22 protein-coding genes are annotated in these 22,357 nt (G+C 65.3%); 7 read left to right on the top strand and 15 right to left on the bottom strand.

Annotation, left to right across the window (positions count from 1 at the left end; all coding sequences use genetic code 11):
* The 3 genes from QOU61_RS12645 to QOU61_RS12635 form a co-directional block, all read right to left on the bottom strand.
* Complete coding sequence (locus QOU61_RS12645; RefSeq protein WP_289658815.1) at nucleotides 1–702, bottom strand: TetR/AcrR family transcriptional regulator; 702 nt, start codon at nucleotides 700–702, stop codon at nucleotides 1–3.
* A gap of 169 nt (nucleotides 703–871) precedes the next feature.
* On the bottom strand, nucleotides 872–1,462 hold the full coding sequence (locus tag QOU61_RS12640; protein WP_289658814.1) for a thiamine pyrophosphate-dependent enzyme: 591 nt from the start codon (nucleotides 1,460–1,462) through the stop codon (nucleotides 872–874).
* Nucleotides 1,459–2,004, bottom strand: a complete 546-nt coding sequence (locus QOU61_RS12635; protein WP_289658812.1) for a phosphonopyruvate decarboxylase — start codon at nucleotides 2,002–2,004, stop codon at nucleotides 1,459–1,461. The genes QOU61_RS12640 and QOU61_RS12635 overlap by 4 nt, the downstream gene beginning before the upstream one ends.
* 212 nt (nucleotides 2,005–2,216) lie before the next feature.
* Between QOU61_RS12635 and QOU61_RS12630 the strand changes: the two genes are divergently transcribed.
* Together QOU61_RS12630 and QOU61_RS12625 are read left to right on the top strand one after the other, a co-directional pair.
* On the top strand, nucleotides 2,217–3,437 hold the full coding sequence (locus tag QOU61_RS12630) for a cytochrome P450 (RefSeq protein ID WP_289658810.1): 1,221 nt from the start codon (nucleotides 2,217–2,219) through the stop codon (nucleotides 3,435–3,437).
* 30 nt (nucleotides 3,438–3,467) lie between these two features.
* The gene (locus tag QOU61_RS12625; protein ID WP_289658808.1) at nucleotides 3,468–4,142 is read left to right on the top strand and encodes a potassium channel family protein; all 675 of its coding nucleotides are present in this window, start codon (nucleotides 3,468–3,470) and stop codon (nucleotides 4,140–4,142) included.
* 14 nt (nucleotides 4,143–4,156) lie between these two features.
* Here the strand turns inward: QOU61_RS12625 and QOU61_RS12620 are convergent, their stop codons facing one another.
* The 5 genes from QOU61_RS12620 to QOU61_RS12600 all read right to left on the bottom strand — a co-directional run bounded on the left by QOU61_RS12620 (nucleotide 4,157) and on the right by QOU61_RS12600 (nucleotide 9,852).
* On the bottom strand, nucleotides 4,157–5,020 hold the full coding sequence (locus QOU61_RS12620) for a sugar phosphate isomerase/epimerase family protein (RefSeq protein WP_289658806.1): 864 nt from the start codon (nucleotides 5,018–5,020) through the stop codon (nucleotides 4,157–4,159).
* Nucleotides 5,021–5,191: 171 nt separating this feature from the next.
* Nucleotides 5,192–6,379 (bottom strand): dihydrodipicolinate synthase family protein, encoded by a 1,188-nt coding sequence (locus QOU61_RS12615; protein ID WP_289658804.1) that lies wholly within the window; start codon nucleotides 6,377–6,379, stop codon nucleotides 5,192–5,194.
* A 20-nt stretch (nucleotides 6,380–6,399) separates the two neighbouring features.
* Entirely contained in the window at nucleotides 6,400–7,551 is a 1,152-nt protein-coding gene (locus QOU61_RS12610) for a Gfo/Idh/MocA family protein (RefSeq protein WP_289658802.1), read from the bottom strand.
* The gene (locus QOU61_RS12605; RefSeq protein ID WP_289658800.1) at nucleotides 7,548–8,963 is read right to left on the bottom strand and encodes an enolase-like domain-containing protein; all 1,416 of its coding nucleotides are present in this window, start codon (nucleotides 8,961–8,963) and stop codon (nucleotides 7,548–7,550) included. The genes QOU61_RS12610 and QOU61_RS12605 overlap by 4 nt, the downstream gene beginning before the upstream one ends.
* Nucleotides 8,964–9,144: 181 nt before the next feature.
* Entirely contained in the window at nucleotides 9,145–9,852 is a 708-nt protein-coding gene (locus tag QOU61_RS12600; protein WP_289658798.1) for a TetR/AcrR family transcriptional regulator, read from the bottom strand.
* 98 nt (nucleotides 9,853–9,950) lie between these two features.
* On the opposite strand from QOU61_RS12600, the gene QOU61_RS12595 reads away from it, so the two are divergent.
* Nucleotides 9,951–11,042, top strand: a complete 1,092-nt coding sequence (locus tag QOU61_RS12595; RefSeq protein WP_289658796.1) for a quinone-dependent dihydroorotate dehydrogenase — start codon at nucleotides 9,951–9,953, stop codon at nucleotides 11,040–11,042.
* Here the strand turns inward: QOU61_RS12595 and QOU61_RS12590 are convergent.
* Entirely contained in the window at nucleotides 11,039–11,890 is an 852-nt protein-coding gene (locus QOU61_RS12590; protein WP_289658794.1) for a VOC family protein, read from the bottom strand. The genes QOU61_RS12595 and QOU61_RS12590 overlap by 4 nt on opposite strands.
* A complete protein-coding gene (locus QOU61_RS12585) occupies nucleotides 11,887–13,146 on the bottom strand; it encodes a Glu/Leu/Phe/Val family dehydrogenase (protein ID WP_289658792.1) in 1,260 nt (419 codons plus the stop codon). Before QOU61_RS12585 ends, QOU61_RS12590 begins: the two co-directional genes overlap by 4 nt.
* A 216-nt stretch (nucleotides 13,147–13,362) precedes the next feature.
* On the opposite strand from QOU61_RS12585, the gene QOU61_RS12580 reads away from it, so the two are divergent.
* Together QOU61_RS12580 and rbsK are read left to right on the top strand one after the other, a co-directional pair.
* On the top strand, nucleotides 13,363–14,256 hold the full coding sequence (locus tag QOU61_RS12580) for a sugar kinase (protein ID WP_289658790.1): 894 nt from the start codon (nucleotides 13,363–13,365) through the stop codon (nucleotides 14,254–14,256).
* A gap of 20 nt (nucleotides 14,257–14,276) precedes the next feature.
* Nucleotides 14,277–15,194 (top strand): ribokinase, encoded by a 918-nt coding sequence (gene rbsK, locus QOU61_RS12575; protein ID WP_289658788.1) that lies wholly within the window; start codon nucleotides 14,277–14,279, stop codon nucleotides 15,192–15,194.
* A gap of 181 nt (nucleotides 15,195–15,375) precedes the next feature.
* On the opposite strand, the gene QOU61_RS12570 is transcribed toward rbsK, so the two are convergent.
* Both QOU61_RS12570 and QOU61_RS12565 read right to left on the bottom strand, forming a co-directional pair.
* The gene (locus QOU61_RS12570; RefSeq protein ID WP_289658786.1) at nucleotides 15,376–16,596 is read right to left on the bottom strand and encodes an NAD(P)/FAD-dependent oxidoreductase; all 1,221 of its coding nucleotides are present in this window, start codon (nucleotides 16,594–16,596) and stop codon (nucleotides 15,376–15,378) included.
* A gap of 3 nt (nucleotides 16,597–16,599) precedes the next feature.
* Nucleotides 16,600–17,802 (bottom strand): cytochrome P450, encoded by a 1,203-nt coding sequence (locus tag QOU61_RS12565; RefSeq protein ID WP_289658784.1) that lies wholly within the window; start codon nucleotides 17,800–17,802, stop codon nucleotides 16,600–16,602.
* 135 nt (nucleotides 17,803–17,937) lie between these two features.
* Here QOU61_RS12565 and QOU61_RS12560 point away from each other — a divergent pair, with 135 nt between their 5' ends.
* Entirely contained in the window at nucleotides 17,938–18,735 is a 798-nt protein-coding gene (locus QOU61_RS12560; RefSeq protein WP_289658782.1) for an enoyl-CoA hydratase/isomerase family protein, read from the top strand.
* Nucleotides 18,732–19,313 carry a histidine phosphatase family protein gene (locus QOU61_RS12555; protein ID WP_289658780.1) on the top strand — a complete coding sequence of 194 codons (582 nt, stop codon included), beginning with the start codon at nucleotides 18,732–18,734 and terminating at the stop codon, nucleotides 19,311–19,313. The genes QOU61_RS12560 and QOU61_RS12555 overlap by 4 nt, the downstream gene beginning before the upstream one ends.
* Nucleotides 19,314–19,450: 137 nt before the next feature.
* Here the strand turns inward: QOU61_RS12555 and QOU61_RS12550 are convergent, their stop codons facing one another.
* From QOU61_RS12550 to QOU61_RS12540, 3 genes are read right to left on the bottom strand one after another with little or no spacing between them, the layout of a single operon-like run.
* Nucleotides 19,451–20,221 carry a substrate-binding domain-containing protein gene (locus QOU61_RS12550; RefSeq protein ID WP_289658777.1) on the bottom strand — a complete coding sequence of 257 codons (771 nt, stop codon included), beginning with the start codon at nucleotides 20,219–20,221 and terminating at the stop codon, nucleotides 19,451–19,453.
* Between the two features lie 11 nt (nucleotides 20,222–20,232).
* A complete protein-coding gene (locus QOU61_RS12545) occupies nucleotides 20,233–21,576 on the bottom strand; it encodes a TRAP transporter large permease (RefSeq protein WP_289658775.1) in 1,344 nt (447 codons plus the stop codon).
* A complete protein-coding gene (locus QOU61_RS12540; protein WP_289658773.1) occupies nucleotides 21,573–22,145 on the bottom strand; it encodes a TRAP transporter small permease in 573 nt (190 codons plus the stop codon). Before QOU61_RS12540 ends, QOU61_RS12545 begins: the two co-directional genes overlap by 4 nt.
* Between the last annotated feature and the right edge of the window lie 212 nt (nucleotides 22,146–22,357).

The following is a 22,357-nucleotide window of genomic DNA, read 5'->3' as shown; positions in this document are numbered from 1 at the left end:
CTATGCACTTTCTGCGGTTGCCGGCCGGCTCGCTTCCGGCGACAAGTCGCGGTCCAAATGAGAAGCAATTGCGGCTTCGTTAAGTCCGATCCCGCGCAGCAGGAACTCGCAAAGCTGCCGCTCGAGATCGGTGGAGCTGCCGTAGTCGAGGCAAGGCATCGGCGGCAGCCGGGTCAGCGCCGCCGTCAGCACGGTGTGGTGGGCGAACCAGAACAGGTTGAGCGGGTCGGTCCCGATCCGCCGCGCGTCGCCCGCCGCCACGGCCCGATCCAGCGAGGCCGAAAATGTCGGGCCAATCAGGGCGCCGATCTTGGCGTAGAGCAGCCGGGCGAACTCGCCATCGTCGAGGTGGCTCGTGACCATTAGCCGCAGCCGTTGCGCGTCCTGCTCGTCCGGGCCGTCGGAAATTTCTGTAAAGTGCCGGACCATGCCCTTGATCAGCTCGACCAGCGTCGCGGTCGAGGGCTCCTGCCCCAACAGATGCGCAAGCGCAGGATCGGCTTCGCATTCGTCCGCCAGAATCTCGGCGTAGAGGGCAGCCTTGGAGGGGAAGTGCTTGAACAGCAGCCCTTCGGAAATGGCTGCGGCCGCCGCCACGCTCTTGGTCGTGGTGCCGGCAAAGCCGTTGCGGGCAAAGCAACGTCTGGCTGCGCCCAGGATGAGCTGCCGCCTCAGGTCACTGGTCATGCGCAGGGTAGACATAAGGTGTGTGAGTAACTACTCACCCACGTAAAAGTCAAGAAATTTTGTTGCGTTGCAACCTGAAACTGCCCGAAATTTGGGCGGTGTGGCGTTTGGGTTCGGAGGTGGAAGGGGCACGACGCAGGGAATCACCCCTGGAAGGGTCCCCGCAGGGGCGCATGACACCGCGCTAGATCGGAGAGTATCCCAGCGATCCGCGCAGCCGGTTGATGATGAAGGTGCCGTCGCGGTTGGAAAGCACCCGTTCCAGGTTGGCGGCGTCGATCTTCACATTGGCAAAGCGCGGGCCGGCCGTGACGTCCTGCAGGGAGGCGGCGAAGGCTTCGACCTCGGCCAGGGTCGTGATCGCGCTCGCCCTGGCAATGCCACAGGCCTTGGCGACGCCGACGAGGTCGGCCGCTGCGGCTGTGTGACTGACCTGGCCGCCGGTCTCGCCATAGGCCTCGTTGTCCAGCACGACGATCGAGAGATTGCCCGGCTTCTGCAGGCCGACGGTGGCAAGGCTCCCCATCCCCATCAGCATCTCGCCATCGCCGGTGATGACGAGCACCGGCAATTGCGGCTGCGCCAGCGCCAGCCCGAGGCCGATCATGAGCGCGCCGCCCATGGCGCCCCAGAGATAGAAATTGCGCGCATGGTCGCCGGCGGCCGCGATGTCATAGGTCGAGGCGCCGAGCCCGCCGACGGCGATGGCTCCCTGCCGGTTCGCCAGCAGCGTGGAGACGACCGCGCGGCGGTCGAGCAGGTTGGCCTTGCTCATTTCACGAACACCTTCGTCCCGATCAGCCGTTGCGACAGCAGCACCGCTGTTGCCGTGGCGGCGTTGTAGGCCTGGCTCGCGGCGGCCTCCATGACGTCCTTGACCTCCTGTTGATGCGAGGCGCGCAGTACCTTGACGCCGGCGAGCTCGAGAACGTCTTGCGTGGTCGAGCCCATCGGCACCTGCCAGGGATTGAACTCGCCCCACTCACCGCGCATCGTCACCAGGGTCAGGAACGGAAAGCGGAATATCTGGGTCAGCGACAGCATGTTGATGCAGTTGCCCACCCCGCTCGACTGCATCAGCAGCACGCCGCGCTGGCCGCCGGCCCAGGCCCCGGCAAGCAGCGCCACGCCCTCCTCTTCCGTGGTCAGCGGAATGCCGCGCATCGTGGGCGAGGCGAGCACGCGCTGGATCAGCTCCGAATGCCCGGCATCCGGCACGTAAGGCACCTGGCGGACGTCGAAGCGCTCCAGCGTGGCAAAGATGTCCTGCGGCCAGGAGGCGGCTTGTTCGGATGAGGTTTCGGCCCGCGCGTGCATCGGACGTTCCGTGAGGTGGCAAGGTGAAGGGGACTGTAAACGGAGCGATGTGTCCCATCAAAGCGCAAACTGCGCATACGGCTCTGCGACACCCGTCGACCCTGCCCGCCTGTCAAAAATCGATCCGATTTTAGTTGCGTGGGCCCCAACCGGGGTCTACGATAGTTGCAAGTGAGACTAATTGAGCGAACCAACGCTTGAGAATGACGGGCATGGATGGAAACGCGCGAGCGCTGGCGGCGAGTTTCGACCTCGAAAGGCTGACGCCGGAATTCTATGCCAACCCCTACCCGACCTATAGGGCCTTGCGGGAGAGCGAGCCCGTCAAGCAGCTGCCGAACGGCACCTGGTTCCTGACCCGCTACGACGATCTCGTCACGGCCTACAAGAACACAAAAGCATTCTCGTCCGACAAGAAGCGCGAGTTTCTGCCGAAATACGGCAACTCCCTGCTCTACGAGCATCACACCACGAGCCTCGTCTTCAATGATCCGCCGGCGCACACCAGGGTGCGACGGCTGATCATGGGCGCGCTGTCGCCACGCGCGATCGCCAGCATGGAAGGCGACCTCGTCGCCCTCGTCGACCGACTGCTCGACGCCATCGCTGCAAAGGGCCGCGTCGACGTGATCGAGGACTACGCCGCCGCCATACCCATCGAGGTGATCGGCAACCTGCTCGGCGTGCCGCACGACGAGCGCGAGCCGTTGCGCGACTGGTCGCTCGCGATTCTCGGTGCGCTCGAGCCCGTGATCGGCGAAGAGGCCTTTGCGCGCGGCAACAGCGCGGTGAAGGATTTCCTCGCCTATCTCGAAAGCCTGGTCGAACGGCGGCGCGCACGACCCGGCAATCCCGAACGCGACGTGCTGACGCGGCTGATCCAGGGCGAGGAAAACGGCGAGCGGCTGAACGAGAAAGAGCTCCTGCACAACTGCATCTTCCTGCTCAACGCCGGCCACGAAACCACCACCAACCTGATCGGCAACGGCCTCGTGGCGCTGTTCGAGCACCCCGCGGAGAGGCGGCGGCTGATCGAAAACCCCGACCTGATCAAGACCGCGGTCGAGGAAGTGCTGCGCTATGAAAGCTCCAACCAGCTCGGCAACCGCATGACCACGGAGCGGATCACGCTTGGCGACGTCACGCTGGACGAAGGCACCTCGGTGACGCTGTGCATCGGTGCGGCCAACCGCGACCCCGCGCAGTTCCCCGATCCGGAGCGGTTCGACGTCGGCCGCAACCCCAACCGCCATCTCGCCTTTGCGACCGGCCCGCATCAGTGCGCCGGGATGGCGCTGGCACGGCTCGAAGGCGCGATCGCGATCGCGCGCTTCCTCAAACGCTTTCCGAACTACGCGCTGGCAGGCCAGCCGGTCCGCGGCGGCCGCGTGCGCTTCCGCGGCTTTTTGCGCGTGCCATGTTCGATCGGCTAGCCACGGCAGGCGTGATCGCAGGGGGATGCAATGGACATCGGCAAGACGCGTGAGCGCTGGGGCGATTCCCTGCTGACCGTGTTGACCGCACTTCTCATCGTCATGATGTTCGTCGTGGCGCCGCTACAGGCGCTGGGGATTTTTGCCTTTCAGATCTTCGAGCTGCTGCTCGCGCTGTTCCTGGTCGGCGGCGTGTTCGTGATGTCGGGCAGTCGCGTGGCCGTCGTCGCCATGCTCGGCGCGCTCGCCATGATCGTAACCGGCGCCGTCCTGCGGCTGAAATCGCCCTCGATCCTTGACCTCAATCTCTTTGCCGGGGCATGGCTGATCGTCGGCGTAACGCTCGCCTGGACGGTCGCGCAGGCGACCTTCGCGCCGGGACGCATCACCTATCACCGCGTGATCGGCGCCGTTCTGCTCTACCTGACCGTTGCCGTGATCTTCGCGGCGCTGTTCACCTTCATCGGCACGCTGGCACCGAAGGCGTTCGCCGGCATGTCGGTCGAAGACAGCGCGAAGCTGGCAAGCCAGTTGATCTATTTCAGCTTCGCGACGCTGACGACAACAGGCTATGGCGACCTCGCGCCGGTCCATCCGCTGGCGCGCAGCCTGTGCAATCTCGAAGCGATCTTCGGCCAGCTCTATCCGGCGACGCTATTGGCTCGGCTCGTCACGCTGGAGCTCGCGCATCGGGACAACGAATGAGGCGCGGCTAACGCTCACACCACCGTGCGATGCCGCTCGATGCAGGTCTTCAAAACCTCTTCCATCGGGCGCGACCACCAGTCGTTGGAAAAGATTTCGATTTCGGAATAGCCGGCAAAGCCCTGCGCCTCGACCGCCGCGCGGACCGATTTGATGTCGATGACGCCGTCGCCCATCATGCCGCGGTCATTGAGGATGTCTTTCGTGGGCACCAGCCAGTCGCAGACGTGGAACGCGAGCAGGCGGTCGCGGCCGGCACGCGCGACCTGCGCCATCAATTCCGGGTCCCACCAGATGTGATAGACGTCGAGCGCGACGCCAAGCGCGCCGGTGCGCTCGCGGTCGAGCGCATCGCAGAGGTCGAGCGCCTGCTTCGTGGTATTCACGCAGGCGCGGTCGGCGGCGTAGGCTGGATGCAGCGGTTCGATCGCGAGCGGCAGCTTTGCCTCTCTCGCGTATTCCAGCATCTCGGCGAGCGCGTCGTGAACCTGGCCGCGGGCGGCGACCAGATCCTTTGACGGTGCGCTTCCCGGCCGCGAATATTGCGGCAGGCCGCCGACCACGAGCACGATGCAGGACGCGCCGAGCGCCTTGGCTTCGTCGACGCAGCGGCGGTTGTCGTCGCGCACCTCGGTGCGACGCGCCGCATCGGAAGTGAACATGCCGCCGCGGCAATAGCCCGACAATTCAAGTCCGGCATCGCGCACCGCACGCACCGCGCGATCGAGCCCGACGGACGCGACCTGGTCGCGCCAGGGATCGATGGCGCGGATGCCATGCCGCGCGCAGGCGTCGATGATAGCGGTCAGGTCGCCCTGCTTGCGCACCGTCGCGGTGTTGAGCGACAGCCAGCGGTGGTCGGCGGAAAAATCCCGCATCGGGCCTAGTACCCTCTTTTCCGAAGTTCGTAACTCATCGCGGCAATCCCTTCTTTCGAACTTCGGAAAAGCAAAGGGTACTAGCAAATCTAAAAATTCTAGTACCGCTTTCGATTTGAAGTCCGCATCGCCGATTCGTGGAAGCCCGTGAGCGACTTCAAATCGGCGGTACTAGATGCCGCGCAGCGCCAGCACTGCCTTCATGCGCTGCGTCGCCAGCTCCGGATTGGCGAGCAGCCCGGCCCGGTCCGCAAGCCGGAACAACTCGGCGAGATGCAGCGTCGAGCGCGCACTCTCCTGCCCGCCGACCATGGTGAAATGATCCTGATGGCCGTTGAGGTAGGCCATGAACACGACGCCGGTCTTGTAGAAACGGGTCGGCGCCTGGAAGATGTGGCGCGACAGCGGCACCGTCGGCCCCAGGACATCATGAAAGCCCTTCTCGTCGCCGGCGGCGAGCCGCGACAGCGCGTAGGAGGCGGCCGGCGCGATCGCGTCGAAAATGCCGAGCAACGCATGCGAATAACCTTGCGAGTCGCCCGCAATCAGTTCGGCATAATTGAAATCGTCGCCGGTATACATCTTGACGCTCCGGTCAAGCCTCCGGCGCATGTCGATCTCGCGGCCCTTGTCGAGCAGCGAGATCTTGACGCCGTCGACCTTCCCGGCATTGCGGTTGATGATCGCAAGCGCGGTCTCCATCGCTGCATCGAGCCTCGGCGAGCCCCAATAGTTGGCGAGCGCCGGATCGAACATGTCCCCTAGCCAATGGATGATCACGGGCTCCGTGACCTGCGACAGCACGCGGTCATACACTCTCGCATAGTCGTCGGCGTTGCGGCCGATCCTGGCGAGCGCGCGCGAGGCCATCAGGATGATGCGGCCGCCGGCCTTTTCGATCGCCGTGATCTGTTCCTCATAGGCGCGGATCACGTCGTCGATCGTCTTCGCATTCTCGACTGGCAGATGGTCGGTGCCGGCGCCGGAGAACACCAGCGCGTTCCCCCTCGCCTTCGCCGCCTTCACCGAACGCTGGATCAGCTCGAGCGAGGTCGGCCAGTCCAGCCCCATGCCGCGCTGCGCGGTATCCATCGCCTCCGCAACGCCGAGGCCTAGATCCCAGACATGTTCGCGGAAGGCGATGGTCCTGTCCCAGTCGACCGCGGTGGTGAGCCACGGATCGACGTCACCTAAAGGATCGGCCACCACATGCGCCGCCGAGAACGCCACGCGATTGAGCGTGCCCGCAAGCTTCGCCGGAAACGTCCTGCCTGCCGCGAGGCGATAGGTCTCGATGCCGCGATCGGCCTTTGGCAGCTTCAGGGACAGCGACGACATCGGCTGGACGGGCTTGTTCATGGCTTGGTGTCCTTGTTGCCTCACACCTTGATCGGTTCGACGTCGATCCAGCGCCGCTCGCGCCAGCTCTTGAGTGCGCATTCGGCGAGCTGCACGCCCTTGGCGCCTTCCAGCAGCGTGTGCTTGTAGGGCGCGTTCTCGCAGACGTGGCGGATGTACATCTCCCACTGCTCCTTGAAGCCGTTGTCGTACACGACATTGTCGGGCAGCTTCTGCCAGTCGCCGTAGAAATCGTGCAGCCGCTTCTCGTCCGGATTCCACACCGGCCGCGGCGTCGCCTGGCGCGCCTGGATCATGCAGTCGGTCAGGCCCGCGACCGCCGAGCCGTGGGTGCCGTCGACCTGGAACGTGACGAGATCGTCGCGATAGACCCGCGTCACCCAGCTCATGTTGATATGGGCGATCACGCCGCCCTTGAGGCGGAAGGTGGCATAGGCGGAGTCGTCGGCGGTCGCCTTGTAGGGCTTGCCGTTCTCGTCGACGCGCTCGGGAATGTCGGTGTTGCCGATGCAGACCACGCTCTCGACCTCGCCGAACAGGTTGTCGAGCACGTAGCGCCAGTGGCAGACCATGTCCAGGATGATGCCGCCGCCATCCTCGGTGCGGTAGTTCCAGGACGGCCGCTGCGCCTCCTGCCAGCCGCCTTCGAACACCCAGTAACCGAACTCGCCGCGCACCGAGAGCATGCGGCCGAAGAAGCCGGAATCACGCAGGAACGCGAGCTTCTTCAGCCCCGGCAGGAACAGCTTGTCCTGCACCGTGCCGTGCTTGATGCCTTTTGAATTCGCAAGCTTCACCACTGCGAGCGCTTCCTCGAAATTGGTCGCGATCGGCTTCTCGCAATAGACGTGCTTGCCGGCGTTGATCGCCTTCGTCAGCAGCGAGGGCCGCGCCTGCGTGGTCGCGGCATCGAAGAACACGGTGTCGTTCCTGTCGGCCAGCGCCTTGTCGAGGTCGGTGCTCCAGCGCGTCAGGTTGTAGCGCCTGGCGAGCGCCTCGACCTTCGCGGCGTCGCGGCCGACCAGGATCGGATCGGGCATCACGCGGTCGCCGTTCGACAGAAGCACGCCACCCTGCTCGCGGATCGCGAGGATCGAGCGGATCAGATGCTGGTTCAGACCCATGCGGCCGGTGACGCCGTACATGATCACGCCGAGGCGTTGGGTGGTCATCTCGCTTGCTCCCTTGTTCTTTCTTTTGGCTGTTTCAGCGGCGATATCGCCGACCAATCCGGGTGGACCGCGGAGGCAAAGCCTGTCGCGGTCAGTGAACCTGTCAAAAGCTCGCCATCATGAATGGCGAGCCGGACCTTGTCGCCACCGGTGTAGAGATCGCCATGCGCGGCGAGGAACGCGTTGGCCTCGCTTGCCGGCGTATCGGCAAAGCCGTCGACATAATGATGGCCGTTTCGCTCGCTGTGGGTCGCGCCGATCAGCGCGCAGAGCGCGAGATCCTGCTGCACGGAGAGGCCGGCCTGACAGGTCAGGTCCTCGCCGCTGATGAAGCAGGCCTCGCCTTGCGCGCTCCATTTGGCGGCTCGCGTCGCATTGACGATCGACTTGTAAAAGCCCTTGCAGGATTTCGAGGAGATGCCGCGATAGCCGAGGCCGCGAGCCGCGACGAAGGCATCATAGGAGTCATCGGCCTCGTCGATGATGAAGCCGTGGCGCGAGAGCGCCCCGAGCGGCGAGGCCCGCGTGACGTCGCGCGGCATTGGCTGCTCGAGATAGAGCAGTTTCGACGCGATCGGGCGCAGCTCGGCGTCGCGTTCTAGGCGATCCATCAGCGCGCCGAGTGCTGCAAGATCGGCATATTGCTCGTTGGCGTCGAGCGTGACCTGATAATCGTAAGGCAGCGATTTCAGCTCCTTGCCGATGCGGGTCAGCCTGGTGGCATCGGCTTGCGGGTCGCCGCCGAGCTTAAGCTTGAAATAGCGCGCGCCCGCATTCTCCTTCGCGTCGGCAACACCACCCTCGCCCTCGACCCGGTCGTCGAGGCCGACCGTGTGCCGCAGTGCGATGCGCTCCAGCCGCTTCCGGCCCGCAAGGAAGCGCGCGATGTCGTCGTCGGCGAGATCGCGCGACAGCCGCGCGTCGATGCCGGCGATGTTCTGCGCCATGCCGTCGAAGAAGTTGATGCCCGCGCCGCGCAGCACCGCATCCAGGATCGCCTTGTCGATTTCCGCAGGACCGTAAGCCGCGGCGAGCGGCGGAATGCCCTCCTTCGCGCAGGCCTCGAGCTGGGCGTTGATGCTGGCCGCGTGCAGGCCGAAAGCGGTCTCGAGACCGCCGTGGCCGAGATAGAGCCCACGCGCGATCAGGAGCGCGCGGCGCAATTCGTCGACGGTCTCGTCCGGCGACAATTGCGGCCGCTTGTCGAACCATTTCGGCGCCAGCAGCTCGGCCGTGCCGCCGACCGACCGCTTGCCGCCTTCGAGCTCGATCTCGGCGCGCACGAACACCTGTACCGCGCCCGTGACCGTCACCGCGCCGAAGCGGAACGGCCGGACGAACGGCACTGGGCGCTCAAAAAACTGGATATCGCGCAGCGCGAAACGAAGCGGTATCGATTGTCCCCTGGTCACGCGCGCCTCGCGTGAAAATCGCCCTGCGGCCCGATCACGTCCGGCTCTCCCTGCTCAATTGGTTCGTCAGAGAAATTAACCTGCTGGATAAATACTGTCCAGCGTGAACCGCCGGCTGCAGTGCAGCCTTGCAGTCCGGCCTTGCGATACGTCGTTCGGCTGGCGCCTGGCGATTCCCGATTCAAGCGGTCTGCGGCGCGGGAACGCGCGGCCGCGGCCGCTTGTTCCTTTCGAACAGCGACGTCGACTGGCCCGTCAGGGCAGCCAGCACCAGCGCGGTCATGTGCCGGAGCCGTTCATCGCGTGCCGCGGGAGATAACAGGTCGCGGCCGAAGATCACGCTCAGCGTCGCGCTGTTGGAGAGATAGAAGAAGCCGAGCGCCGCGATCGAGATGTAAAGCTGAACGGGGTCGACCGCGACCTGGAAGTCTCCGCTCTCGACGCCGCGCCGCACCACGGTGCGGATCATCTCGACAAAAGGCGAATGCATCATCTTGACCTTGGCCGAGCGCTTCAAATGACGCGCGCAGGCGAGATTCTCGGTCTGCAGCAGCGCGAGGAATTCCGGATTGCGGATGAAATAGTTCCAGGTGAAATCGATCAGCCGCGCGATCGCCTCGGGCGGCTCGAGATGTTCCAGATCGAGCCCGCGCTCCTCGACCCGGATCTTCTCGTAGGCGGCTTCGAGCACCGTGAGGTAGAGGTCTTCCTTGTTGCCGACATGGTAATACAGCATGCGCTTGTTGGCGCCGGCCTTTGCCGCAATGCGGTCGACCCGCGCGCCGGCGAGGCCGTGGGCGGCAAATTCCTGCTTCGCGGCCTCGAGAATGCGGATCCGCATCCCCTCGGGGTCGCGCTGCCACTTCAGGATTCGCTTTGCCTTGGCCAAATTACGTGCTCGATGATGTCGCCGGCATGGATAGCATGCGCCCGCGCGTTTGAGAACGGCAGTAGCGTCTCCCGGCCCGCGATGCATGGATCAAGGACATGAGCATCTACGCGACGCTGCTTCGGCCCCTGCTGTTCCGGCTCGATCCGGAGACCGCCCATCATCTCGCGATCGCGAGCGGTGCCTCGTTCGGCTGGGCCGCGGGCGCGATGCGCGCCGTCACCGCTGCCGACGACGTACGGCTCGCCACCACGGTCGCGGGGTTGCGCTTCCCGACGCCGATTGGGCTGGCCGCCGGCTTCGACAAGAGCGGCGCGGCGATTACGGCCCTGGCCGGGCTCGGCTTCGGCTCGATCGAGATCGGTTCGGTCTCGATCGACCCGTCGCAAGGCAATCCGAAGCCGCGACTGTGGCGGATACCCGAGGACAAGGGCATCGTCGTGCATTACGGCCTGCCCAATGACGGCGCGACCATCATCGCCGGGCGGCTGGCGCAGGTGCGGCTGCCGGTGCCGCTCGGCATCAACCTCGTGGTCACCAATCGCGGCCCCGGCGCGCCACCGCTCGCGGCCGACCAGATCATCGGCGAGTACGTCGCGGCGACCAAGGTGTTGGCGCCCCGCGCCGACTATCTGATGCTGAACCTGTCGTGCCCGAACACGGCTGATGGCCGCGACTTCTTCGCGGATGCCGCCCATCTCGACGCCTGCCTTGCCGCGCTTTCCGAATTGCAGCTCTCGCTCCCGGTGTTCCTGAAGGTCTCGCCGCTCGGCGGCATCGCGGCGATCGAACGCGTGCTTGCGGCCGCCGACATCAGATCCTTCGTCTCCGGCTTCATGTTCAACCTGCCGCCGGTCAAACCGGAGCACATGCGTACGCCGGGCTCCGTGCTGCGCGCCATGCCCGGCGCGGTGTCGGGTCCAGCGGCGGCGGCGCTGGCCGACTTCTGCATCCGCGAGGCTTTCCGCCGCATGGATCGCAAGCGCCATGTCCTGATCGGCGCCGGTGGCATTGCGACCGCCGAGGACGCCTATGCGAAAATCCGGCTCGGTGCCTCGCTCGTGCAACTGCTGACGGCCCTGATCTATGAGGGCCCCGGCGTCGTGCGCACGATCACGACGGGCCTTTCCGCGCTTCTGGCGCGCGATGGATTCGGGAACGTCGCCGATGCGGTTGGCGTCGACGCTTAAGCGCTTTCCGCCCGCGGCGTGCGCTCGATCATGAGCGTCTGGATGCCGCAGGTGCCGCTGCGGACGCTCATGACGCGGGTGCCGGGCTTGCGGCCGATCCGCACTTCCGAAACATCAAGCCCTGCGTCCACGAGCCGCGTCCGCGCTGCGTCGATATCGGCGACGCGCCAGCTCAATCCCCACAATTGATCGTGCGCCGGATCGGCGTCGGCATCCTTGCGGTGCACGACCTCGACGATGAGGTCGCCGCAGCGGAAGAACATCAGCCGGCCCCAATCCGGATGCGAGCGGTCCAGTGCCATGTCGAGGCCGAGCCGCGCGCCATAGAGCGCGGCGGCGCGTTCGGGATCGCCTGTGGACACCACGACATGGTCGAGCCCGAGCACCGGCGAGGCCGAGGTCGCAGCCGAGCGCGGGCGCTCGCCCGAGAGTTCAAGGAAGAACATCCGAACGCCGCGCGACAGCTCGGTGGTGGTGCGGGTGCGCTTCCAGGAGAGCGTCGCGCCCGACCGCGCATCGCGCCCCTCGACGGTAGCGACCGGCTCGGGCTGCAGCGCCACGCGCTCCAGCCTGCGATGCATTTTTGCGATGTCTGAGGTCGCAAAGCAGAGGCTCGCGAGCCCCTCGCCCTGCGCCGCAAGCACGCTTCGGATATGCCCGGCGCCGTCAGAGGAGCCCTCAGGCGCCATCAGCTCGATCGAGACGTTGTCGAGCGTGAACAGCACCGTTTGCGACCCGTCGCCGGCGCTTTGCCACGACGGCGCGCATCCCAGCAGAGTCCGATAGGCCGATTGCGCCTGCTCGATGTCGCCGACCAGCGCGACGACGTGGTCGAGGCCAGAGATCACGGAAACAGCCCGCGGGTGTTCTTGGCGGCGCGCACCTTCTCCACCCCGATCGCCATGGCGGCGGTGCGATGCGGCACCTTGTCGGCCCTGGCGCGGACCAGCATCTGGTCGAAAGCGCGGTCCAGTATCTGGTATTCGCGCCGCGTCACTTCCTCTTCTTCCCAGAACAATTGCTGCAGATCCTGCACCCATTCGAAATAGCTGACGACGACGCCGCCCGAATTGCAGAGGATGTCCGGAATGAGAAAGACCTCGTCCTGCCGCTTCTCCAGCACGAGGTCTGCATCCGGCGTGGTCGGCCCGTTGGCGCCTTCCGCGAGCACCCGGCATCGCAGCTTCTCGGCGACCCCGGCGTCGATGACGCGCTCCAGCGCCGCCGGCACCAGCACCTCGCAGGGCAGCGTCAGGATCTGCGCCGGGTCGAACTGCAACTGGTTGGAGAAGCCGGCGATGCTGCCATGGGTGGCCGCATGGCGCATCAGCGCCGGGATATCGAGCCCTCTTTCGTCAAACAGCGCGCCGGTGTGATCGCTGACCGCGATCACCTTCAGCCCGAAATGATGCAGATCGAGCGCGGCGTAGGAGCCGACATTGCCGAAGCCCTGGACGACGGCCGTGGAGCCGGAGAGGTTGATCGAAAGCTCCTTCATCACACGTTTCGCCAGGTGGGCGACGCCGCGGCCCGTCGCCTCGCGCCGGCCGAGCGTGCCGCCCGACGATACCGGCTTGCCGGTGACGATCTCGGTGACGGTCTGGCCCTGGTACATGGAATAGGTATCCATGAACCACGCCATCACCTGCTCGTTGGTGCCCATGTCGGGCGCCATCACGTCGGTGTGCGGGCCGACGAAGGGAATCATCTCCTGCATGTAGCGCCGCGACAATGCCTCGAGCTCGCGCCTGGAGATCTTGGAGAGATCGACATTGACGCCGCCCTTGGCGCCGCCATAGGGCAGGCCCGCCAGCGCGCATTTCCAGCTCATCCAGATCGCCAGCGCCGCCACCTCGCCGATGTCGACGGTGGGCGCAAAGCGCGTGCCGCCCTTGGTCGGGCCGAGCGTCAGATGGTGCTGCACGCGGTAACCCTCGAACACCGCGGTGGTGCCGTCGTCACGGTGGATCGGGCATGACACCGTGACGGCACGCTTGGGCATCAGCAGACGGTCGCGCTCGTCCATCGGAATTTCGAGATAGTTGGCGATCACGTTGAACTGGTTTGCCGCCATCTCGAACACGGGACCGGAATAGACCGTCATTGCCTTCTCCCCTTTTGTGTTTGCCGTCCGGAACCAGGACGGCAGCCGGCCGTTGTGAGCGGACGTTGGCGCGGTCGTGCAACGGCCGCATGCTACCCGCACCCATCTTAGCGACTAACACGAGCGGTTTGCGAAAATTTTCAGCGAACATCGCCGCCGCGAGATGCTAAGATTGTAATGCCGGGCGGGGACCATCCATCAGCCCATGGAAGACGAATGCAGGCTCTCTTCATCGGACAGACCTATATCGACGTCACCTTCATCACCGACCATTTTCCGACCGGCGATGAGAAGCATGTCGCCGACGCCTATGCCATCTCGTTCGGCGGCAATGCGGTGACCGCGGCCTTCTGCTGCGCCAAGCTCGGGATCGTGCCGGACCTGATCGCGACCGTCGCCAATGACTGGCTGGGCCGGATGTTTCAGGACATGAGCGCGAAGTACGGAATCTCCGTGCATCCGCGCAAGGTCAATTCGTCGTCGCTGTCCTTCATCATGCCCAAGGACGGCAAGCGCGCCATCGTCCGCTGCCGCGACGACGCCCACATCCACCCCTTTCCGCTGCTCAATCTCGGCAACTGCCGCGCGCTGCATATCGACGGCCACCAGCCCGACGCCGCGATCCACTATGCCAGGCTGTGCCGCGAGGAAGGTATCCTGACCTCGCTCGACGGCGGTGGCCTGCGCACCAACACCCACGAGCTGCTGGAATTCATCGATGTCGCCATCGTCGCCGAACGGCTGTGCGAACAGATGGACCTGACGCCGGAGAAGATGCTGGATTATCTCAAGAGCCGCGGCTGCCGGATCGGCGGCATCACGCTCGGCGAGCGCGGCCTGCTCTGGTACGACGAGACCGGCCATGTCCACACCCAGCCGGCGCTGCCGGTCCCGCGCGAACGCGTGATCGACACCAACGGCGCCGGTGACGTCTTCCACGGCGCCTATGTCTATTCCTACCTCGCCCATCCCGACCAGAGCTGGCGCGAGCATTTTGCGTTCGCGCGCGCGGCTTCCGCCTACAAGGTGCAGCGCCTCGGTAACGAGGCCGGGCTGCCGACGCTGGCCGACCTCGAGAAGGTCAGGCAGGAGTTCGAGGCCAGGGTCTGAGCCTGGCTGACGGGGGAGAAATGGGTCGCGTCGTCGTCGCCGGCAGCATCAACATGGATGTTGTGGCAACCGCCGAGCGGCATCCGCGCGTCGGCGAAACCGTCGCTGGCCACGAGGTGCTGTATTTTCCCGGCGGCAAGGGCGCGAACCAGGCGGTCGCAGCTAGCAAGCTGGGCGCGCCGACCATGCTGATCGGCCGGATCGGCGTCGATGCGTTCGGTGCGCAGCTGCGAACCTTTCTGGCGGCGCAAGGCGTGGATGTCAGCTTCGTGCAGCAGACCGCGGCGGCCCACACCGGAACTGCCCTCATCACGGTCGCCAGTGCCGACAACACCATCGTCGTCATCGGCGGCGCCAATGCGCACCTGACAGTCGACGATGTCTCATCGGCGCCGCTGGCACGCGGCGACGTCGCGGTCAGCCAGCTCGAAATTCCGCTTGCGACGATTGCCGCCTTCTTCACGCGGGCGCGCGCGACGGGCGCCACCACGATCCTCAACCCGGCGCCGGCCGTCGCGTTCGATCACGCGCTGCTCGGCCTCGTCGATATCCTCGTGCTCAACGAGACCGAGCTTGGCGTGCTGGCCGGGACCGAACTGCGCGACAGCGATGAAGACGCAACATTCATCGACGCCGCGCGTCGCCTCCGCGTCAACAAAACTCAAATCATCTGCGTGACGCTGGGCCGGCGTGGTGCGCTGGCGCTGGCCGACGACACGCCGCTGGTCATTCCCGGCCACGCCGTTACAGCGGTCGACACCACCGGCGCGGGCGACTGCTTCGTCGGCGCCCTGGCTGCGCGCCTCGCCGAGGGCGCGGCCATTCGCGATGCGCTTGATTATGCCAACCTCGCTGCCTCGATCTGCGTGCAGCGGATGGGCGCGGCACCGTCGATGCCGACGGCTGTAGAGGTCGGAGCAGTTCTTAAGACAGTCTGACGCAGGGGGACGTTTCCCTCTCCCCTTGTGGGAGCCGAGACGAGCGAAGCTCGCTCTTAGCGTGGCGAGAATGAGCAAAGCGAATTCGAGCCGGGTGAGGGGTCAGCATGCTAAGGACCCCTCACCCGCCTTCGATGCTTCGCATCTCAGGCACCCTCTCCCACAAGGGGAGAGGGAAAAGTCAACCCAGCGCCTTCTTCAGATCGAAACTGAGATCGGCCGCCTGCTGCGGCGAAATGGAGCCGTTCGCGGCGAGCAGCCGGCGGCCGAACATGTGATCGCCGGCGCGGTTGATGGATTCGATCCCGACCAGCTTTCCGGCCTTGTAGCAGAACGCCGAAAACGCCTTCTTTGCGGGGTCGCCGCGCATCACCACCTGGTCGTAGCCGGTGGTCAGCCCGGCGATCTGCAGCTTGTCGTCGGCCTGGTCGCTCCAGAACCACGGCAGGCCGTCATAGGCCTTGTCGTCGCCGGTCAATCGCGCCGCGACACAGCGCGCCTGGTCGGTCGCGTTCTGCACCGATTCCAGCCGCAGCGAGCCGCCGAAGCGCGGGCTTGCGAACAGCGCGCAATCTCCGATCGCGGAGATATGGGGATCGGCGGTCAAGAGATGCTCATTGACGATGATGCCCGACGCAACCGGCAGGCCGGCTTCGGCCGCGAGCTCGACATTGGGCAGCACGCCGACGCCGACCACGACGAGATCCGCCGGGATGTGGTGGCCGTCGCTCAGGGAGACACCGGTCACCTTGCTACCGTCGGCCTCGATGCTGGTGACCTGCACGCCGAGACGGATGCGGATGCCGGCTTGCGTATGACGCTTCTGGAAATAGTCGGACACTTCGGCCGTCACGGCGCGCGCCATCACCCGGCTTGCGAGCTCGATGACGTCGACCTCCAGCCCCTTGATGCGCGCAGTGGCGGCGAATTCGAGGCCAATGAATCCGGCGCCGATGACCACGACATGCCTGCTCGCGGCGATCCGGGCACGCAGATCCTCGCTGTCGTCGAGGATACGCAGGTAGCGCACATTGGGCAGGTTGGCGTTGGGGATGTCGATCAGGCGGTTGCGCGCGCCGGTCGCCAGCACCAAATGGCCGTAGTCGAGCGATTGGCCCGAGGCGAGCTTCAGCTTGCGCGCGGCGCGGTCGATGGCGACCGCGTGATCGGCCAACAGCTCGACCTTCTGATCGTCGAAAAACTTCTGCGGCCGGAACATCAGGCTGTCCGGCCCGCCGGTGCCCTTCAGATACGCCTTCGACAATGGCGGTCGCTGATAGGGCAGATGCGCTTCGTCATTGATCAGACGGATAGCATCGGCAAAGCCGTGCTGGCGCAGCGAGGCGGCGACCTGGAAACCGGCGTGTCCGGCGCCGACGATCAGAACGGGTCCTTGGCTCATGGCTCAGGCTGGTACGACACGAAGCGGCAGGCTGTCAAAGCCGCGCAGCGTATTGTTCAGCCGCCGGACCGGCTCGTCCACGAGCTCGAACGCCTTGACGCGCTTGACAAGGGCGGAAAACACCGCCTCGGTCTCCAGTCGGGCGATCGCCTGGCCGACGCAGCCATGGATGCCGGTGCCGAAGGTCATGTGGCCCGTGGCGCGGCGGCGGATGTCAAAACTGTCCGGCCGCTCCCAGCGCCGCGGGTCGCGGTTGGCGGCGGCGAGGAACAAAAGCACCTTCTCGCCATCGGCGAGCTTGACGCCGCCGACATCGACGGCCCGGGTCGTGGTGCGGAAGAAGGTCTGCACCGGCGCCTCGAACCGCAGCACCTCCTCGAAGGCAAGCCGCATCAGGTTCGGATTCTCGCGCAGGATCGTCCACTGCTCCGGATATTGTGCGAAGCAATAGAGCGCGTTGCCGAGGCCATAGACCGTGGTGTCGATCCCCGCCGAGAGGAACGAGCGCACCAGCATGCCGGCCTCGACTTCCGAGAGCTCGCCGGCATCGACCGCGGCAAAGATCTGCATGCCGAGGCCCTCGGGCGCCAGTGCCGCGCGGCTGCATTTCGACATGATCCAGTCGCGCACCGCTGCCGCATTCGCCATCGCCTTTTCGAACAGATCATTGCGGGGACCGAACGAGTTGAACACCATGTTGCCGTAGGGAAGCAGGTTTTCCCGCCCCTCCTCGGAAATGCCGACCGCATCCGGAAAAACCTTCAAAGGATAGGCTTCCGCAAGATCCGCCACGCCATCGAAGGACCCCCGCGCCACCAGCCGCCCGGCCAGCGCCTCCGCCTCCCGCGTGAAGGTTTCGCGCAGCACGTTGATCGCTGCGGGCGAGAGGATGCGGGTCAACACCGCCCGAGTGCGCGTATGCAGCGGCGGATCGGCTTCCAGAATGATGCTGGGCGGCCGCCAGGGCGGCTCTTTCCGGAAGTCGCTCAGACCCACCCCGGCGCCGGAGCAGTAGGTCTGCCAGTCGGTCAGGGCATCGCGCACCTCCTGGTGCCGCGCCATCGCCCAGATGCCGTATTGCGCGAGCCACACTGCGGGACCGGCCTCGCGCATCGCCTGATGGTGCGGATAGGGATCGGTGAGGAACGCGTGCGAAAATGGGTCGACGGTGGAAACCGGACGGATTGCTGTCGCATCGATGCCCATCACGCCCTCCCCAATTTTTCGCGCGCGCTTGTTCCCGCGTCCCTCGACAGGCATTGTGCAGGCTGGCCGGGGGATTGTCACCCCTCGCCGTCTTGGTTTTAATCGCGGACAACACCTCCAGCCGGAGCTTTCCCGATGTCGACAACCAATCCCGCCGCCTCCGACGATCCGGCGCTGCTTCGGATCGAAGGCCCGATCGCCACCATCACGCTCAACCGGCCGGCCGCATTCAATTCCATCAACCTCGCGATCGCCGAGAGGCTCGAGCAGCTCGGCCGTGAGGTCGAGGCCAATGACGCCGTCCGCGTGCTCGTCATCGAAGCCGAAGGCCGCGCCTTCTGCGCCGGCGGCGATCTCCAGACTATCGGCGCCGCGGCGGAAGCCGGCACGGTGACCCCCGTCGTCGGCGAGCTCCTGAAGCATTATCACGCCTTCATCGAGACCGTGCGGCGGATGCCGAAGATCGTACTGGCGAGCGTCCACGGCTCGGCCGCCGGAGCAGGCATGGGCCTTGCCTTCGTCACCGACCTCTGCATCGCCGCCGAGGACGCGCGCTTCACGCCGGCCTATGCCAAGATCGGCGTATCCCCGGACGGCGGCAGCACAGTCGGCATCGTCGACACGGTCGGAACGCGGCGCGCACTGCAGATCTTCCTGTCGGAGGACAGTTTTGGCGCGCAGCAGGCGTATGAATGGGGCCTCGTCGCCAAGGTGGTCCCTGCGGCCGAGTTGAAGGCAGCGACGCGGCAGTTCGCCGCGCGGCTGGCGCAGAATCCATCCGCCGCGATCGCAGGCACCAAGTCGCTGGTCTATCAGGCCGCGACCACCCCGACGAAGCAGCAGCTCGACGCCGAGGAACACAACATCGTCAGGGCGATGCACACCGAGGAATTCCGGATCGCGGTGAAGAAGTTCACCAGCAAGGGAAAATGAGCGCCGCCCTCGCCCCATCGCGCTCCTTCATCTGCCTGCGTCACGGCGCGACCGACTGGAACCGGCAAGGCCGCTTCCAGGGCCGCACCGACAATCCGCTGAACGACGACGGGATTGCGCAGGCGCACGCGGCCGCGGAGAAACTGCGTACCATCGCGCTCGGACACGTTGTCTCAAGTCCCCTGCGCCGCGCTGTGCAGACCGCCGAGATCATCGCCGGCATTGCCTCGAAAACGGTTGCGCTCGAGCATGGGTTGATCGAGCTCGATTTCGGCAGCTTCGAAGGCAAGCCGGTACGCGAGCTGATGATCCGGCACGGCAAGGATAGCGCGCAGGGACTGGTCGACATGTTGCCCGCGGACTCCGAGCGTTGGGCCGACGTTGCCTCGCGCGCGCTGGCAAGCGTCAACCAGTGGCTCGAACGTCACCCGCAGGACGAGGTCTTGTTTGTCTGCCATGACGCGGTGATGCAATCGATGGCACAGACGCTGACCGGAAAATTCTTCAAGAACGGCCACGGCCGGCCGTTCCGCTTCACGCGAAGCGAGGATGCGTGGAGCGTGGTGGAGGTCGGCTGAGCGGCGCCGCCAAAGCGCGATGGCTTCAGGTTGAATCGCCATCGCGCTTTAGCTTTTTGTTTGAGCATGATCTCCGCGCAAACGCGTTCCGCGTTTGTCGCGAGGGAAAACCGGTACCCGCTCTTCCGGATCATGCTTTAGTTCCTGGCGACGCGCGGCTCCAGGCCGGCACCCTTGATCGCCTCCGACGCGCGTGGCGAGGCGAGGAATTCGATCAACTTCCTGCCGGCCTCTGCCTCCTTTGCGCCCGCGACCACGGCAGCCGAAAACGTCTGGATGAACTGGATTTCCGCAGGAAAAACGCCGGCAAGCTCGACGCCGGCGGCATGCAGGATTTCGCTGACCGGCAGTACGCCAAGATCCGCCTCTCCGGCTGCGACCATCGCGGTTGCGCCGGCCCCGCGCGGCGAAATCTTGACATTGATCTTCTCGGCGATGCCGAGCCGCGGAAACAAATCCTTGGTGAGCCAGATGCCGGAGGTGCTGGCCGGCACGACTATCAGCTTGGCGCGGAGCAGCGTCTGCTTGACCGCTTCGACCGTGCCGACGTCCGGCTTTGCCGTCCCCGTGCGCACCGCGACGCCAACCCCGACCTGGGCCAGATCGACGTCGGTGCCTGCGGCGATCCGGTTCGCGGCGATCAGGCCGTCGAGGCCTTCGCGCGAGAGGATCACCACGTCAGCCGGTTCGCCACGTGCAAGCTGCGCGCCGATGGTCTGCGGTCCGTCGCCCTGCGAGGCGCCCGATCCCGTAATCACCTTCACGCCGTTCGCCTGCTCGAACTCCGGCAGCAGCCGTTCATACGCGCCCGAGAAGCCGCCCGAGATCAGCACTTTCATTTGTGCAAAGGCTCCTTGCGGCCAGAGGAGCAGCACGGAAAAGGCAACAAGCGCGGTCTTCATCATCATCGTGCCTCCCGTCACTGCTGCGGACAAATATAGCCCGTTCCCGCCGGCGATTTGAAGCAGCCGACCGATTCCGGGATCACGTGCTTGGGCAGCCAGAGCACCACTTCAGGGAAAAAGATCGTGAAAGTGATGGTGGCCAGGAACACCACGTAGATCGGCAGCGCCGCGCGCAACGCTTTGGAGAAGCTGATGCCGACGAATTTCGAGGCCATCAGCAGCACGAGCCCATAAGGCGGCGTGATCAGGCCGAAGGCAAGCGTCGCGATCAGCACCACCCCCATATGCACGCCGTTGATGTCGCCGGCCTGGGTCAGCGCATTCACCAGCGGCATGAAGATGATGATGGTCGGCACCGGCTCGATGAAGTCGCCGACCACGGTGAACAGGAGCACCATCAACAGCATGATCAGATGCGGATCGTTGCCGGCGATCGAGGTGATCCAACCGGCGATGGTAATGGCGCCGCGCAAGTAGGCGAGCATCCAGCCGAAGGCGTTCGCCGCGCCGATCGTGATCAGCGGCAGCGAGAAGATCAGCCCCGCGAGGCAAAAATCGTAGGGAATGCGCGCGAAATGCTTGCGGTTCAGCGCCGGGATCACGACCAGGATGATCCACGCGACCGCGACGACGCCGGCTTCCGTCGGCGTGAACCAGCCGGTGAGGATGCCGCCGAGCAGGATCACGGGGATCATCAGCGGCAGCGCAGCGTCGCCGGTCGCAAATACGATCTGGCGCAGCGGCGCGCGCGGCTTGCGCATGCCGGAGGGGCCGAAGAAATAGCAATAGATCATCAGCCCGAAGCCGATCATGAAGCCGGGGACGACGCCGGCCATGAACAGGCCTGCGATCGAGACGTTGCCGACCGCGCCGTAGACCACCGCGGTGATGCTCGGCGGCACCAGGGCGGCGATGGTGGAGGCGGCAGCGATGATCGCGGCGATGAAGGCGGGCGTATAGCCTTCGCGTTTCATCGGGCCGCCGAGTGCGCGGCTCATGACCGCGACGTCGGCCGTGGTCGAGCCCGACATCTCCGAAAAGAACATCGAGAAGACGACCACGACCTGCGACAGCCCGCCCCTGATATGGCCGACCAGGGAGAGCGACAGGTTCGCGATCCGCACCACTACATTGGCGGAACTCATGAGCTCGCCGACCAGGAGGAAGAACGGAATGGCGAGTAATGCCTCGGAATCGACGCCGTCAAAGATCTTCTGGACGATCGCCGCGAGCGAAACGTCGGCGAAATAGGCGCCAATGAACACGCCGGCCAGCAACGAGAACGGTACCGGCACGCCGAGATAGCCGAAGAACAGGAAGCAGAACGACATCAAGGCGAGGATGACGGGCGCACTCACGTCCCTGCCCTCGTCTGAACATCGACGCTTCCGGCACCCTCCTCGTCCGGCTCCGGATGATCGAAGCCGTTCGTGATGCCGTTGACGAGCTGCTCGATCGTGAACAGCGCGATCAGGATGCCCGACAACGGGATCACCGCGTAGAGCGAGGCGATCGGCGTGCCCGACGGCAGGCGGAAGCTGCCGAAGCCGCGAAGATAGTTCAGATAGCCGTACCAGATCAGGCAAATGGCGACGGCGAGCACGACGAGGCGAATGGCGATCTCGATGATCAGACGCGGCGTGCCGCGCATCGCCTCCGCGATTGCGGTGAGGTAGAGGTGATCGTTGCGGCGCGTGGCGACCGCGGCCCCGATGAAGATCGCGTAGACGAAGAGATTGGAGGTTACTTCCTGCAACCACAGCCATGGATGGCCGATGGTGCGCGTCACAACGTCGGCAGCGACCGAGAGCGAGAAGCCGAAGCACAGGACGCCGCACAGCATCATCAAGGCAAGCTCAAGCCGGTCGAAGGCCCGCCACTTGAGGTGACGCTGCCGCTGCAGCACCAGTTTGTCGGCGATCGGCATCGTCGAGTAGGCTCCGTATTCCTCCTCCACCCTCCCCTGGAGGGGGAGGGTCGGCTCCCGTTGAGCGCAGCGAAATGTGAGACGAGGGGTGAGGCAGCGAGATGAGCGTCACCCCACCCCGTCGCTCATTTGCATTCGCCATAGCCGAAGCTTCGCTTCGGCGTCTTAAAAGGACGGCCGCCGAAGGCGGCCTATGCCTCCCCCTCCAGGGG

The sequence above is a fragment of the Bradyrhizobium sp. NP1 genome (assembly GCF_030378205.1).
Lineage (GTDB): Bacteria > Pseudomonadota > Alphaproteobacteria > Rhizobiales > Xanthobacteraceae > Bradyrhizobium.
Note: the sequence above shows the minus strand (reverse complement) of the source record. Positions and strands in the feature narration are given on the sequence as shown.

Coding starts and splice junctions, on each gene's coding strand:
- QOU61_RS12630 (WP_289658810.1), top strand. CDS start 2,217: ATGGATGGAAACGCGCGAGCGCTGGCGGCGAGTTTCGACCTCGAAAGG.
- QOU61_RS12580 (WP_289658790.1), top strand. CDS start 13,363: ATGCAGGCTCTCTTCATCGGACAGACCTATATCGACGTCACCTTCATC.
- rbsK (WP_289658788.1), top strand. CDS start 14,277: ATGGGTCGCGTCGTCGTCGCCGGCAGCATCAACATGGATGTTGTGGCA.
- QOU61_RS12595 (WP_289658796.1), top strand. CDS start 9,951: ATGAGCATCTACGCGACGCTGCTTCGGCCCCTGCTGTTCCGGCTCGAT.
- QOU61_RS12625 (WP_289658808.1), top strand. CDS start 3,468: ATGGACATCGGCAAGACGCGTGAGCGCTGGGGCGATTCCCTGCTGACC.
- QOU61_RS12635 (WP_289658812.1), bottom strand. CDS start 2,004: ATGCACGCGCGGGCCGAAACCTCATCCGAACAAGCCGCCTCCTGGCCG.
- QOU61_RS12560 (WP_289658782.1), top strand. CDS start 17,938: ATGTCGACAACCAATCCCGCCGCCTCCGACGATCCGGCGCTGCTTCGG.
- QOU61_RS12610 (WP_289658802.1), bottom strand. CDS start 7,551: ATGACCACCCAACGCCTCGGCGTGATCATGTACGGCGTCACCGGCCGC.
- QOU61_RS12555 (WP_289658780.1), top strand. CDS start 18,732: ATGAGCGCCGCCCTCGCCCCATCGCGCTCCTTCATCTGCCTGCGTCAC.
- QOU61_RS12645 (WP_289658815.1), bottom strand. CDS start 702: ATGTCTACCCTGCGCATGACCAGTGACCTGAGGCGGCAGCTCATCCTG.
- QOU61_RS12615 (WP_289658804.1), bottom strand. CDS start 6,379: ATGAACAAGCCCGTCCAGCCGATGTCGTCGCTGTCCCTGAAGCTGCCA.
- QOU61_RS12570 (WP_289658786.1), bottom strand. CDS start 16,596: ATGAGCCAAGGACCCGTTCTGATCGTCGGCGCCGGACACGCCGGTTTC.
- QOU61_RS12620 (WP_289658806.1), bottom strand. CDS start 5,020: ATGCGGGATTTTTCCGCCGACCACCGCTGGCTGTCGCTCAACACCGCG.
- QOU61_RS12640 (WP_289658814.1), bottom strand. CDS start 1,462: ATGAGCAAGGCCAACCTGCTCGACCGCCGCGCGGTCGTCTCCACGCTG.
- QOU61_RS12540 (WP_289658773.1), bottom strand. CDS start 22,145: ATGCCGATCGCCGACAAACTGGTGCTGCAGCGGCAGCGTCACCTCAAG.
- QOU61_RS12565 (WP_289658784.1), bottom strand. CDS start 17,802: ATGGGCATCGATGCGACAGCAATCCGTCCGGTTTCCACCGTCGACCCA.
- QOU61_RS12550 (WP_289658777.1), bottom strand. CDS start 20,221: ATGATGATGAAGACCGCGCTTGTTGCCTTTTCCGTGCTGCTCCTCTGG.
- QOU61_RS12585 (WP_289658792.1), bottom strand. CDS start 13,146: ATGACGGTCTATTCCGGTCCCGTGTTCGAGATGGCGGCAAACCAGTTC.